Origin of the sequence: Vibrio sp. Isolate30, from assembly GCF_022397975.1 — a bacterium.
In the GTDB taxonomy this organism is placed as follows: domain Bacteria; phylum Pseudomonadota; class Gammaproteobacteria; order Enterobacterales; family Vibrionaceae; genus Vibrio; species Vibrio fortis.
Genome location: NZ_JAKEUS010000002.1, coordinates 395,732 through 409,251, shown reverse-complemented (window position 1 = coordinate 409,251; position 13,520 = coordinate 395,732). Strand labels below are relative to the sequence as shown.

General features: G+C 43.6%; 10 protein-coding genes. 1 reads left to right on the top strand and 9 read right to left on the bottom strand.

What is annotated here, in order from left to right; genetic code table 11:
- The 4 genes from L1D60_RS08940 to L1D60_RS08925 all read right to left on the bottom strand — a co-directional run bounded on the left by L1D60_RS08940 (window position 1) and on the right by L1D60_RS08925 (window position 4,165).
- A complete protein-coding gene (locus tag L1D60_RS08940) occupies window positions 1–1,383 on the bottom strand; it encodes an ATP-binding protein (RefSeq protein WP_239840767.1) in 1,383 nt (460 codons plus the stop codon).
- A 5-nt stretch (window positions 1,384–1,388) separates the two neighbouring features.
- A complete protein-coding gene (locus L1D60_RS08935) occupies window positions 1,389–2,063 on the bottom strand; it encodes a response regulator (protein ID WP_239840766.1) in 675 nt (224 codons plus the stop codon).
- Window positions 2,064–2,525: 462 nt separating this feature from the next.
- Window positions 2,526–3,302 (bottom strand): EAL domain-containing protein, encoded by a 777-nt coding sequence (locus L1D60_RS08930; protein WP_239840765.1) that lies wholly within the window; start codon window positions 3,300–3,302, stop codon window positions 2,526–2,528.
- Window positions 3,303–3,391: 89 nt separating this feature from the next.
- Window positions 3,392–4,165 carry a MipA/OmpV family protein gene (locus tag L1D60_RS08925; RefSeq protein WP_239840764.1) on the bottom strand — a complete coding sequence of 258 codons (774 nt, stop codon included), beginning with the start codon at window positions 4,163–4,165 and terminating at the stop codon, window positions 3,392–3,394.
- A 537-nt stretch (window positions 4,166–4,702) separates the two neighbouring features.
- On the opposite strand from L1D60_RS08925, the gene L1D60_RS08920 reads away from it, so the two are divergent.
- Window positions 4,703–6,937 carry a hypothetical protein gene (locus tag L1D60_RS08920; RefSeq protein WP_239840763.1) on the top strand — a complete coding sequence of 745 codons (2,235 nt, stop codon included), beginning with the start codon at window positions 4,703–4,705 and terminating at the stop codon, window positions 6,935–6,937.
- Window positions 6,938–7,031: 94 nt separating this feature from the next.
- Here L1D60_RS08920 and L1D60_RS08915 read toward each other — a convergent pair whose 3' ends face one another.
- The 5 genes from L1D60_RS08915 to L1D60_RS08895 form a co-directional block, all read right to left on the bottom strand.
- On the bottom strand, window positions 7,032–8,768 hold the full coding sequence (locus tag L1D60_RS08915; RefSeq protein ID WP_239840762.1) for an ABC transporter permease subunit: 1,737 nt from the start codon (window positions 8,766–8,768) through the stop codon (window positions 7,032–7,034).
- Window positions 8,769–8,772: 4 nt separating this feature from the next.
- Entirely contained in the window at window positions 8,773–10,287 is a 1,515-nt protein-coding gene (locus L1D60_RS08910) for an ABC transporter substrate-binding protein (RefSeq protein ID WP_239840761.1), read from the bottom strand.
- Window positions 10,268–11,110, bottom strand: a complete 843-nt coding sequence (locus L1D60_RS08905) for a dipeptide/oligopeptide/nickel ABC transporter ATP-binding protein (protein WP_239840760.1) — start codon at window positions 11,108–11,110, stop codon at window positions 10,268–10,270. The genes L1D60_RS08910 and L1D60_RS08905 overlap by 20 nt, the downstream gene beginning before the upstream one ends.
- Before the next feature lie 18 nt (window positions 11,111–11,128).
- Window positions 11,129–11,890, bottom strand: coding sequence for an ATP-binding cassette domain-containing protein (locus L1D60_RS08900; RefSeq protein ID WP_239840759.1), 762 nt, complete (start codon window positions 11,888–11,890; stop codon window positions 11,129–11,131).
- Between the two features lie 185 nt (window positions 11,891–12,075).
- A complete protein-coding gene (locus L1D60_RS08895; RefSeq protein ID WP_239840758.1) occupies window positions 12,076–13,380 on the bottom strand; it encodes an MATE family efflux transporter in 1,305 nt (434 codons plus the stop codon).
- Window positions 13,381–13,520 lie beyond the last annotated feature (140 nt).

Sequence of the window (13,520 nt, the reverse complement as noted above, 5' to 3'; positions counted from 1 at the left end):
CTATCTAAGTTGCAAGTCTTCTTGGACTTCAAATACAGCGGTAAATTTAGCACCACCTAAGGAGGAGTCTTCGATTTTCAATAGGCCATGATAACTAGAAAGAAGCTCCTGTGCGATATTGATTCCGAGTCCGTAACCTTGGACCCGGCTGTCTAGTCGCATTCCACGATCCCCTAGCTTCTCTTTTAACGCGTCTGGTACACCGTCTCCATTGTCCTCAACCACCACATAAAGACACTTTGAATTCTTGATGTAAGCTGATACGTGAATTTCTCCATTTCCATATTTGCACGCGTTATCAAGCAGGTTACCCACGACTTCCATCAAGTCGTTACGCTGCCCAACAAAAACAACATCTGCAGGGACACACAGCTTGAATGTCACGTTCTTGGTTGCATGAATCTTTTTCATGCCAAACACTAACTGATCAACGATTCCAGAAACCTGATGACTTTGTGCTGATAGCACTGAACTGTGGTCGTTAGACGCAACTTTCAGTCGATGTTGGATTTGATCAACCATGTTTTTGACTTCTTGGTTAATCACATAATCAATTTTCTTGTTGTCGTGCAGCGGAATCCCTAAAGAGTGGCTTCGCGCCACACCCTGCAATACAGACAACGGTGTTTTCAACCCATGTGATAGATCTGAGAGAAGCTGTCTTTGTTTCTCTTTCTGTTGACGCTCGTAATGAATCAAACCGTTCAGACTTTCAACCAAGGGCTTTAGCTCTTTTACAGTGCTGTTATCTAGCCTATCTATTTCGTCTTGCTTGAGTGACAAAAGCTGTTTGTTAATCCGATCTATTGGCTTCAAGCTCCAGTTTGAAAACCACCACATCAAAGGAATAATCAACATAATGTGCAGTGCAAAAATTACCTTTATGTAAGCAAAATTTTGATCCACTTCATTAAAGAAATCAGGGTCGATCGCATGATGTTCTTTAATCGTCACGAAGATCAATTTCGGTCGCTTATCTGTTTCCTGGTAATGCTTAACGCCGACAAAATAGTTAAGGTCTTCAGATTCAATTGAAAACTCTTGAAAGCAGTCTTTTACTAGCCACTTCTTTTGCACATAAACCCTAAGCGAGTCTTGTGGGGTCGTTTCAAAAACGAGCTTATGATTTTCATCAAATACAAGCAGCTGTTCAATTCGTCCTTGAAAACGTTTGGGAACCTCGCGAGTCAATTGAAGTTGACCTTGCTGATCAGTAACAAAATCATCCAACAAATATTCACCGCCGGAAGAGAGCCACATGTTCACAAATTTGTCTGAGTTCGAATAGAACACCGTTAAATTAGCTTGCCCATATAGATAAGAAAGTGTGAGCAGAGCCCAACCGCTGGCAACTATGTATCTAAGCTTTAAACTCTTCAACATAGAACTTACCTTATGTTGCACAATTTATAACCTTGATTTCGTAAGGTAGTGATTGGGTCTTCATCGGTAATCGAAACTATCTTTTTTCTAATGCGGCTTAATAAAACCGTAATGACATTACCATCTTCCATTAACTCGTCACCATAGACCTCAGCACGCAGACGTTCTTTTGAGACAACCTTGTCCTCGTTAAGCAAAAGGCACTTGAGCAAACGATATTCGTAAGCACTTAAATCCAAGATCGATTGGCCAATAGATATCTGCTTAGCGTCCATATCAAGGGAGAATAGACCAACATCCACAGTCGATTGAGCAACACCATAAGAACGGCGATATAATGCTTGAACACGAGCAAGCAGCTCTTCAAATATAAAAGGTTTAGCTAGGTAATCATCAGCACCGGCCGTAAGTCCTGCCACTTTATCAGCCCAGTTATCACGTGCGGTCAATACCAATATAGGTACAGTGAACCCATTGGATCGCCACTTTTCGAGCCACTCAATACCATCACCGTCAGGTAAACCAAGATCCAAAATCACAAGATCGACCTGGAAGTTGTTAAGGCAATAATCGCCCTCTCCCCCAGTCTCTGCTCTATGAACACGCACGTCTTTATGGATCAATTGCATCGCCAACTCGTTGAGAAGCTGGATATTATCTTCGACAATCAATATGTTCATAGTTCTTCCTCTAGTTAATCAAATACAGGTACAGAAAAACCAATTCGACGAGAGTAATTGATAGACAGTTTCACTATCTAATAGAGATGCCACGTAGAAGACTATATTAACCACTAGGTCAATATAAGTTGATGGCTATTATTATAATTTGGGCCGAGAAATTAGCATAAATTTATTAAATTACAATGAATCTGATAAAAATAATTATCTCAGTTAATATACGCTCTATCATTAACCGTATAGACATTCTTTAAACTAGAATAAATAATCAAACCTTTGTTTAACATTTGGCCTATTCATAGAAAATGAGTCGCTTTTTTCATCGCTTCTATAACAACTTACAAACTATCAGAAGGACAAATACCACGAGAAACCTCATTGACTGTGAATATAGTCAAATTTGGACTTTGAGAAGAAAATACGTGACAAGAGTCACACTACACCTGCACATGAACTCACTATTCAGGCGTAACACGGCATAAGAGAGATAGCGTGACGAGCAGGCTTGGATAACAAGTAACCTTGATATAGGCTCGCTCCATTGTTCTTAGCGAACTCATACTGCTCCAAATACTCGATACCTTCGTAAACCAAGGTGATGTTGTCGGTCAAAGATAAAGCGGCCAACGTTTTGAGTTCATTGTTCCTAAATATCTGAGAGTAAAGCAATAACTCACGACTTACTTTGACATAATGCGGTTTAATGGCGGCTACCCTTGAAAAGTCTGAGTAACCCGTTCCGAAGTCGTCAATGGCGATAAGTACACCTTTATTCCTCAACTTTTCTACACCAAGATAAAATTCAACTAAATCATCAATAGGACAAGGGCTTTCCGTTATTTCTAGAACAAGTTGATTCAATTGAATATCTTCAATAAGAACTGCTCTAACTAAGCTATGTAAAAGTTCTTCACTTTGATAAATTATTTTAAAAAAACTAGGAAGCATATTAATAAAGAGCTTAGACTTTGAGTTATAAATACTTGAATACCTGAACCCTTTTAGGTGCATGTTCATTATCAGCATATTCAACTCTACCATTTCAACAAATGAGCAAGACTCCAAATGCTCAAAAAACGTGTTTGGCGCGACTTCAATACCATTCTTTTTGACGCGGCATAACGCTTCGTGGCCATAGACATGCCCCAGTTCATTGCGTAACTCTTGGTAAGCACTACTGATCACATAATTTTCAAAGCAGATCTCAAAGATTCTGTTGCTGTAATTAAACCGAATCATATTGCCCTCAGCCAGTATTTTTCTTAAAGGTAGAAAAGTCTATTCATCCTTGAATAGGAGCCAACTTTTACGTTCCTAACGCTGTTTTATTAGAAGTAATACGCTACTGATGCGCCCACTACCCATTGATTTGCACTATCAACAAGTGGAGAGTCTGCAATGTCAGAGCCTAAACGAGTAAATGCTGAGGTTTGAGTTAACTCTAAGTTATCAGTCAATGGCATGACGAGTTTGTAACCTAAATTGTAAGAGAAGGCGCCATCCGCTTTATAGGCTTTACGGTTTGCTGCCACCTCGTTTTGAGTAACACCGAAATAGTAGTCTACGAAGTCTTCGCTTTTGTAATCAACGCTTGCGAAAGGCACGAATACCCACTGGTCAAGCTCCACAATAGCGGTATATTTTAAGCCTGTTTTGAAGCCTTCTGATTTACCCGTCACGTCATGTTGGAAGAACGCTGAAACAACATCGTCACCGAAATCCAAATCAATGTTTAAACCAAAATCTAAACCGACATCGCGGTCATTCATGCCTTTAAGAATCTTAGCGTCATCAGATTCATAGTGGATACCGCTGGTTTCTACAAAAGCATTCATATTGATAAAATCACTATTGCTGCCAATAAATCGATAGTTAATCTCATTAAGGTCTGCATTGAAATCATCACCGTGGTAACCAAAGTTCAAAAGTGGAACTACGCTGTGTTTCTGCCCTTTAAATAGGTCACTCGTTGTTGCGACACCAGCCTCGGCACTCCATTTACCTTCGTGTGAATAAACGTTGCCGTTACGAATATATGTCTCTGCCGCAATTGTTGTACCTGATAGTAGTGTTGCTGCCGCTGCTAAAACCCAAGTTTTCATAATTATCTCTTCGAATGTTTGATGTTTAAATGATCACCAGTGCAAGCGTACTCATTGATTACAAATTTATTAGTAGTCAATGGCGGGTAACGTAACCCCAGTACTTTACGTGTCAAACACGTCCTCGCACTTAGTTAATGGCGGGCAGTATAGAATCGCTTTATAAACTCAAAATAAACGAACGAAATATAATCCTCATTTAAAAGTTAAGTTTTTATTACAGCTTAAATTAGGCAACTAATTGAACATTGCATTAAATATAAAACCAAGGTCATATATAGGGCGAAGTATTCCAATTTAATTTTGATTTTCTCAAAATGAGAATTAATTGATCAGTTCTAAATACCCTCTCTCATCGAATTCCCCCACATAATTAAAAATTAATAGCCCACAAATTCAGAAGTTTATGTAAACCAATTTTATATATAACCCTTTTCTACTTGATCATAATTTTCTCATCGCTAATACTTTTTCTTAATTTGAGTGTCAATTTGAGATATCACTTTTTGCTGTATTTTCTGATTTTGGATTGTGGGAATGACTAAAACTATTTTGATAGCGACTCTGTTGGCGACTTCTTTAAATGCAGTCTCGACTGAATTTCCTTCTGCGGGTACCGCGGTTATTCTCCCCGGGCAACATGAGTCTTCAACCAATCACGACGGTGTTGTATTAGCAGCCCAAGACGTGATTGATTGGGAGCTGAGCAATAGTGATCTTGTTTTCGGCTCTTATCGTGCTCCTTCCGACAACGCGCGCAGCAATACATTGGGTTACATGTACAACCAGAAGCTGGAGGTTAATTCAAGTTGGGTTGAAAACGATCTTAGAAACTATGCAGAGACGAATGGCCTTAATTATGAAGACTTCTTCCTCCATTTTTCAGAAGACACGGTGATCGCTGAGGTAGACTCAACGCACGGTGAAAACACCATTCTCAATAGAAAGCCAATGATCTTGGGATACACAGTCGATCAATCACATGCAGGATTTTGGCTGTACCAACAACCACCGTGGGATGCCGATGTCTTTGAACACTCTGCAAACAACGGTGCTCTCTACATTTATCACTCCGAACCCTTTGATCGCTTGACGCTGAAGTTCTCTAAATTTGCGACCGGCGGCAGCTTCTCTGTTGAGTACCCCAACGGTGTCGACCAACGCGGCCAAGCTAGCCAGTGGCAAACCATGTCGATCAAGAAAGATAAAACTCTGAACATGACCAAGAACCAAGCGGTAATTTGGAACATGCCGGACGATTGGAAGCGGACTACTACCCATGACGGTAGTGGTGCCAGTTATGGCGGAGGACAGTACTTTGGCTCTAAGTATTTAAGAGATGGGGGTCGACTGTATGTAGTGCGAATTCGCTGGAATGAACCTGAACACAGACCACGTTTGGCCGAAGTCAAACTCAAAAACTCATTTCCTAGCGTTAAGCTGACCGGAGCACCTGAGACCACGCTAGACGGACGAAACATCGAAAGGTGGCGCAAAATCAGAGGCTTCGATCACGCTGCCGATATCAACAACGACAACTATTTGTCCAATGATGAATACAGAGCCCGTACGAACAAAAATGCCACCGCACGCTTTCGTTGGGAATCCCGTGTAATTCCTTTCGGCCGCATGTGGAATCAATCTTCATCTTGGGCTTTAACAAATTTAGCTAACAACGACTATCAAGAGGCTATGGCGGCTTACTACGCAGAAAATTGGGCGGAACAAGGTTTAAATGGAGCTTACAACGATGACACGAATAAGTTACTCGGCAGTAATCAGTTCTACGTTCATTCCGGTGGATATATTGATGAGCTGCAAGTGATCGCCGGCTCAAAAAAAGCAGACTCTCTTTATAAAACGCACTTTTCTTCATTCTTAAGTCGATTAGCAACCGACCAACCAGGAACACTTGTTGGTTTGAATATTGGTACAGCAAATCTGTATGGTCGAAATGGGCAGTCTCACCTCATCGATTCAGGTTCTTTGTATCTCCGTGAGCACTACCTCTTCCCTACTATGGGCTTTAGTGGCTATGCGGGGGTATCAAAATTTTGGGATAACTCAGCATTAGCATACTCTGGTAAAAGCGTTATTTTCCAAGCCACTACACGATACGGACGAGTTCAGTACTTTGGCAATACTCAGGAAAACTGGCAACAGGACCAATATTCAGCACTGGTCATCTACTACCTCAACCATCACACGGACCTCAGCTACTTTAACCAGTGGAATAGCAGTTATCTGTATGGAAGTCATAACACCACCAACAACAATTATCACACCAGTGGCATTGCTCAAAACATCGCTTACCAACCTACTTCGTTATTGAAGGTGGATATAGGTGCGCCTTCAGGAGAAATACCAAGCAATCACAATGCGATTCCTCTCATGCTATCAACATCGACACCCTATGCAGCCGATTACACCATTGTCGGCGACAGTTCGATGAGCGAGTTAGTACATCAAGATTTACCCAATGGTGTGGCTCATGTCATGCCTACTAATACTTACTTCGCTTACCAATCAGAGAATCAAGTCGTGAGTGGCGGCCCAGAAGAGATGGTGCTCGCACGTCAATTTGAAAAAGGGTTAGTACTTTACCGAACCGATTTTCACGGTCGAAATCCGAGTTACTTCTCAGAACCTTTAATTACGATTCAACTCGACCAACAGATGAGACCCGTAGATGCGGACGGGAAGCTGGGAGAGCCAATAACCGAAGTTCAAATCGGGGGGTACCAAGGTCTAATATTGGTCAACGCAGAGTAAGTAACCACACCCTTCTCACAAATAAAAAAGCCTCTTGTCACATCGAACAAAGAGGCTTTTTCTCTGAGTATTACTCTGTCTTTAGGGTGAGTAATCAGTCATCAAACAGTAAATTAATCGCTATTGAGAGCATCACCAATCCAGTAATCGGAGCAATAACACCAACCGCAGAGCGCTCTATGTATGGGAGGTTCTTTGCAATCAACAATCCCCACTCTGGCTCTGGAGGCTTCGCTCCCAAACCAATAAAGCTTAAAGAGGTTAAGCTCAACGTAATCACCGGAAGTCTTAACAGCGCATGTCTAATCAATGGCGGCAAAACATAAGGGAGCAAATAATAACGCAATACTCGTAGACGACTGGTTCCCCAAACCGGGGCTAAATGCGTATAGGGCTGAGCCTTTGCTTCTAACACTAAGCTTGAACAATGTGCAGCCAATGGTGCCCAAGACACTAACACAATGGCAATCAAGGCACTATTTGGGTTCATTCCCGCTAAGCCTGCGACCAACAGACCCGCTACGATATAAGGGACAGCTTTAGTGATCTCTATAAGCCCTTGGCTATATCGAGTCACAAACCCAAGCAGCAAACCAATCACTAAACTTAGCAAGGTCGCCAATATTCCCATCTTCATGGTAGAGAACATCCCTCCTCCCACTCTCGCCAACAGATCACGGCCGACAGCATCGGCACCAAAAGGAGCGTCAAGACTCGGTGCAGCTAAACGAGAGAATTGGATTAAGTAGGGATCACGGAGTAACGCCCAACCAGCACAGCCGATGAGCAAAGCGAAGATGATAACGCTAGCAATTCTCTTAGTTCGGCTCTGAGTGAAGCGAAATGTACTATGGCTGCTGATCAGTTTTCCGCTAGTCGCACTGTGCCCGAGCAAAGCTCGCTGGATCATGATACTGATGCTACTCACCAGAATCGAGAACGCGAGCAACACCAATAAGCCACCTTGAAGCAGTGGAAGGTCTTGCGACTTTGCCGCGCCAAGAATCAAGCGACCAATACCAGGTATAGAGAAAATTTGCTCTACTGCTACTGCTCCACCCGTCAAACCAATCACAATCATGGCTAACTGTGGGATAAGGTTGCTCAGAGCTCGCCACAACGCAAACCTCAAAATCTGGAATTTGCTGATGTTGGCGGAAAGCCAAGTGATCACCCAAGGTTCATCAAGGACTCGGATCAGACTGTCGTTCAGCAAGCGACTAAACAGTCCGCTTGCGGGCAATGCTAGAGCCAGTGTTGGGAGCCAAAGATTTTGAGTGCTTGTCCAACCATAAGGAGGAAACCACCCTAACCAAATTGCGAACACCAAAATAAGCAATGACGCAATCACATACTCAGGAAGTGACACCAACATAGAACTTAAGCTGTTGTGCTGAGTATCAAGCTTATTTTTCTGCCAGCGATGGATGGTAAACAGAGCACTGATAAGGCAGAACACAAGTGTCATAGACAGTGCGCATACCATCAAAAACAGCGACGTTTTTGCCGTTGATTGAACGCTCTGCATCACCGGAGAGCCATCTACCCAAGAGACACCGAGGTCGCCTTGAACCGCCAACGCTAACCAGTCCCATAAGCGCTCCATCGCTGAGCGGTCGAGTTGCAAATCTGCACGAATGGCTTGAAGTGCCTCTGGGGTCATCAACTGCTGAGCACCAGCCCGTGCACGCAGGATCGCCTGACTGGGGTCAATCCCAGCGATATCAGGCATCAAGCCAACAAGAACAACTACCACGCTTAGCGAGGCCAAGCGCGATAGCCATGGCATACAAACGCCCCAATTGAGGCGCATGTTAGCAACCAATGACATTGAGTTAGTTAACCTCGGTAAACTGGTCGATCAATCGACGTTCACGTGGGTCACGCTGTGCGTTTTTCACTCTGTCACTTTCACCTTGAATAACACGTTCATGCAACAGAGGAATAGCCGCATATTGACCAAGAATTAGGTTTTCAGCTTCAATGATCGCTTGTTGTCGCAGTTCACCCAAAGGTTGGCGGTCTGCATGATCTAGTGCCGCATCCACTTCTTCAGAACAGAATTGACCTAGATTGAATGAACCATCACAGCTGAAGTCACTCTGCATGTAAGCAACTGGGTCACCCGAATCTAAGACGGTTGCGCGAGATAAGATGAAGGCATCAAACTTACCGGCAAGTGCATCATTTTCAATTTGAGCGTACTCACGAACGTCCAGCTCAACCACAAAGCCTCCCGCTTCTAACTGTTGCTTTAGGAGTACTGCCACTTCTGGTAATTCAGCACGATCCGTAAAGGTACCAATGGTAATTTTCTCACCGTTTGCCTCGCGAATCTCCATTGTTTCCATACGAGGATTTTTATCACGAACAGGAGCAGCCCATGCCAGCGCTGGACCTAATAAACCTTTAGCAAGGTCAGCATGGTTTTCATAAACCGTTTCAATGATCTGCTCACGATTCACCGCTTGACCAGCCGCTTTACGTAGAGCAAATTGGCTGAACACTTCAGACTGGTTGTTCAAGTAAAGAGTGTTAGTACGTGGCATCGCAACTTCATGCAGTTGCGACTGATCCATCATAGCGATTTGTGAAACAGGCACCGCTTCCACAACATCCGCTTCACCCGTACGCAAAGCAGCAGCACGAGCAAAACCGTTTGGTACATATTCCGCTAAGACGTTTTCAACTTTTGCTTTCTCACCCCAGTAGCCATCAAAGCGGGTTAGTTTTGCACTCGTCGTCCCATTAATTTCAGTCAGAATAAATGGGCCTGTGCCCGCTTTGATCGAATTCACTCGACCATCTTCTTGGTATGCAGCAGTAGATAGAATAGAAAGCTGTGGGCTTGATAGGCGACTTGGTAAAAGAGGATCGTTAAACGTTGTTTTAATTTGTACTTTAAAGTCACCAATCGCTTCAACTTGCCATTCAATACCATCAAGGATGCGTGGCTTCGGTGCTGCATCTAATGCTTTTTGAAGTGAGTTAACGACAACCTCAGCGTTGAGATCGGAACCGTCATGGAACTTAACGCCTTCACGTACGGTGAAAGTCCAAGTCATTGGATCGACTTGCTCCCACTCTGTCGCCAGCATAGGCTCGGCCACTGATTGGTCGCTCAAATTAACCAGTGTTTCAGCGGTGCTCCAACGAGAAAGCTTGAATGCATCGTCAGACAAAGGCGAAAGCCCCGTCCTTGGCGGTTGCATCATTGCAACACGAATTTCTGATGACTCTGGCGCTGCTGAAACTTCAGCATCTTGTTTGTTCTCTTCAGAATCGAAACAGCCTGTTAGCAGTGTACTTAACGCTAACGCAACAGCTAACTTAGGCGTATTTAGGTGCATACGAAACCTCTCCAATGGTTTTTGTGAATTCATAATTTGTTTTCTGAGCCCTCAATAAAGCTTGAGTTGTCATATGTTTGGGGTGATTCATCACTTGTTGAGCATCGCCATATTCTGCGACTTGGCCTTTATCGAGCACTAAGATCTCGTCGCACAGCGCTTCGGCTGCATTCAAGTCATGAGTCACCAAGATCAGTCGCATTTGGCGGCGCTGCTGGATGGATACAAATAAATCTAGGATCTGCTGTCGACTCACTGGGTCTAAGCTACTGGTTGGCTCATCGGCGACGAGTACACAGGGTTCAACAATCAAAGCGCGAGCAATCGCCACCCTTTGAGCTTGTCCAACAGAAAGCTGCCTTGAGGGGCGAGTTAACAATGATGGGGGTAACCCAACATCTCGCAACGCATTTTCAATTTTCTGCTGTTTATTATCGGTGAGACCCATGCTGACAAGCGGTTCAGATAAGATCTGTTCTACCGTGTAATAAGGATTCAAACTCGATTGCGGCTCTTGTGGGATGAGCTGGATATGCCGACACAATGCTCTGAGCTGTTTTTTAGAACTTGATGAGAGTGCTTGCCCACAGATAAACACCTCTCCCGACGTAGGTCGACGCAAGCTAAAAAGCAGCTCAATCAATGTAGATTTACCTGCCCCAGATGGCCCCACAATCGCTAAGTTTTGTGTCTCGATGCTAAGGTTAAGTTGATCAAGGGCCTTAAACGGCCTCCCTCCAAGCCAAGCAGGCTTTGAGTAATAGTGTACATTCACATTTTCAAAGCGAACTTGTGCCGACAAGGGTTGAGTATGATTGTGCATATGAAGACTCAGTTAGAACTACGGAAGCAGTTGAGCCAGTTGCTGGCAGAACTCGTGATTGCTTGAGGTAATCGCCTCTCTCGGTGATCCGTAGGCCACCATAGTGCCTTCCGCAATCACCAACAGCTTGTCGCAAGCAAGCGCTGCCGATAAGTCGTGAGTAATTAACATCCCGCCAATGTTTCTCTGTTGGATACTGTTTCTAAACAAGGCGAGAATCTCTGATTCGGTGATTGGATCAAGAGCACTGGTTGGCTCGTCTGCAATCAGTAGATTAGCTCGTCCAAGCAGAGCTATAGCAATGCAGATACGCTGTCTTTGACCACCAGAAAGCTGGCTTGGGTATTGCTTTAATGCTGTCTCAGCATCGTTGAAGCCAAGTTGTTCAAGCAATGCAGTCACGGTTTCTTTGTTAGTTGAATTGAGCCGAGCCTTGTTGCCAGTCAATGCCAAGCTCAGCTGTTGCTCGACCGAAGCCAATGGGTTGAGCGCTTGTAGGGCATCCTGAAAAATAATCGCAGGCCTTTGTGCCGCTTCTCTTTGCAGCATGGCTTGAGAACCAACCTCTTTACCATTAATGAAAACCTCTCCATGAGCGGAGACATCCTTTGGCAAAAAACCCGCTACCGCTTTAGACAGCATTGACTTACCAATCCCAGACGGCCCCATAACCGCAAGCACTTCACCCTCGGCAAGAGTAAAAGAGATATTGCGAAAAAAAGAGTGGCGAGAATCTGAGATTTGAAGTTCGTTTACGGCAAGTATTGATTGTGTATTCACGACAGCTTTAATTGTAATGGTATAACATAACAATACTATCATGAAGGTTTGGTTAAGAAAACATCTCGTAAGGGGTAAATCAGGCTCTTTTTCTAGTGTTGAGAAAAAGGACAAGTTCACCTCCCTTTATTTGTTATGGAATTTCAATAATACGAGACAAATACGCTCGATTTATAAATGATTGACTACAAGCACTTTTCTCGTACTTGATGAATGGATGGGTATAGGAAGATAAAACGTCCAATATAAAACAGCGTAAAAGCAAACCATAAACCATGATTTCCCCAGTATGGTACGGCTAAAAACTGCACCACTAAAAACACAAGCAAAGTGATAAAGCTAGAGTTCCTCACCGGTTTGGTCGTGCCTGTACCAGTGAAAATGCCATAGAACGTCAACCCATAGCCCGCCACTAGCGGAAATACCAGCAGCCAAGGGCTCATTGCGAAATACAGAGTGATCAGCTCCGGTAGCGTGGTAAATAACATGACGATTTGCTCTTTAAACACAAAAGTTAAAAGAGACAGTACGACAATAAATGCTGTGGTCCATTGAGTGTTTAACTTAATTACACTATCAAGCAACTTAGGGTTCTTCTGCCCTACCGCTTTACCCGCAAAAACACTAGAGGCATTGGCAACGCCATCGAACATATAGCTAACGATGAAGGTCACTTGCATCAGTATTGCATTCGTCGCCAATACATCAGGCCCAAGCTGAGACCCAACCCGTGCCATCATATTGAAGAACACCAAAATACAGATAGTGCGCAACAGCAAGTCCATATTCGAAGACATGATCACTTTTAAGGCTTTCTTAGACATTTTCGCTGTGGTTAGGTGATCGAACAGTGAAAATTGACATGACTTCAAGACAAAACCAACACCGATAGCAAATGTTGTAATTTGTGCAATCAGTGTAGCAACCGCAACACCTGCAATGCCCATATCGAAATATAGGACGAACACGATATCTAGTACGATGTTTAACACGTTACCAAACACTTGGGTAAACAAGGTTTCTTTGGCTTTGGCTTGTCCCATCAACCAACCAATCATGGTGTAGTTCAACAGCACAAACGGCGCGCCGTAAATCATAATATCGAAGTAAGCCTTGGCGTTTTCACCAACAGCGGCATCAGGAGAGATGATCCACTCGGCTCCTACCCAAATCAATGACTGCAACGCAATGAAAACGAGTCCAACACACAAAGCCAATATAAACGGACGAAATAGACTACTCGCCTGTTCTGAGTGGCTATTTTTGCCAAGGGCAATGGCACTCTGCCCCGTCGTACTGACACGGAAAAAGCCAAACAACCAATACAAGGTATTCATGATAACGGTGCCAATTGCCACGCCACCAATCAATTCCGCAACACCAAGTTGGCCAATGACAGCAGTATCTACCGCTCCAAGCAAAGGTTGCGTAACAGTCGAGACAATAAAGGGAAAAGCAATCTTAAAGTAATCTTTATGAGTCAGATTCATTAGGGTTTAACTCGGAACAGTAGTGAGTTGAAGTAAAAAAAAGAGCCTACGTAATTCGAGGCTCTTACTTTCTCTGGTAGAAACTTATAGTGATGGAAGGTAACACAGCCAAGGAAAAGCAGTATTTACCTAAATCAAGA

Bases quoted from the DNA above. Each gene is read 5' to 3' on its own strand.
- L1D60_RS08940 (WP_239840767.1), bottom strand. From the start codon at position 1,383: ATGTTGAAGAGTTTAAAGCTTAGATACATAGTTGCCAGCGGTTGGGCT.
- L1D60_RS08935 (WP_239840766.1), bottom strand. From the start codon at position 2,063: ATGAACATATTGATTGTCGAAGATAATATCCAGCTTCTCAACGAGTTG.
- L1D60_RS08930 (WP_239840765.1), bottom strand. From the start codon at position 3,302: ATGATTCGGTTTAATTACAGCAACAGAATCTTTGAGATCTGCTTTGAA.
- L1D60_RS08925 (WP_239840764.1), bottom strand. From the start codon at position 4,165: ATGAAAACTTGGGTTTTAGCAGCGGCAGCAACACTACTATCAGGTACA.
- L1D60_RS08920 (WP_239840763.1), top strand. From the start codon at position 4,703: ATGACTAAAACTATTTTGATAGCGACTCTGTTGGCGACTTCTTTAAAT.
- L1D60_RS08915 (WP_239840762.1), bottom strand. From the start codon at position 8,768: ATGTCATTGGTTGCTAACATGCGCCTCAATTGGGGCGTTTGTATGCCA.
- L1D60_RS08910 (WP_239840761.1), bottom strand. From the start codon at position 10,287: ATGCACCTAAATACGCCTAAGTTAGCTGTTGCGTTAGCGTTAAGTACA.
- L1D60_RS08905 (WP_239840760.1), bottom strand. From the start codon at position 11,110: ATGCACAATCATACTCAACCCTTGTCGGCACAAGTTCGCTTTGAAAAT.
- L1D60_RS08895 (WP_239840758.1), bottom strand. From the start codon at position 13,380: ATGAATCTGACTCATAAAGATTACTTTAAGATTGCTTTTCCCTTTATT.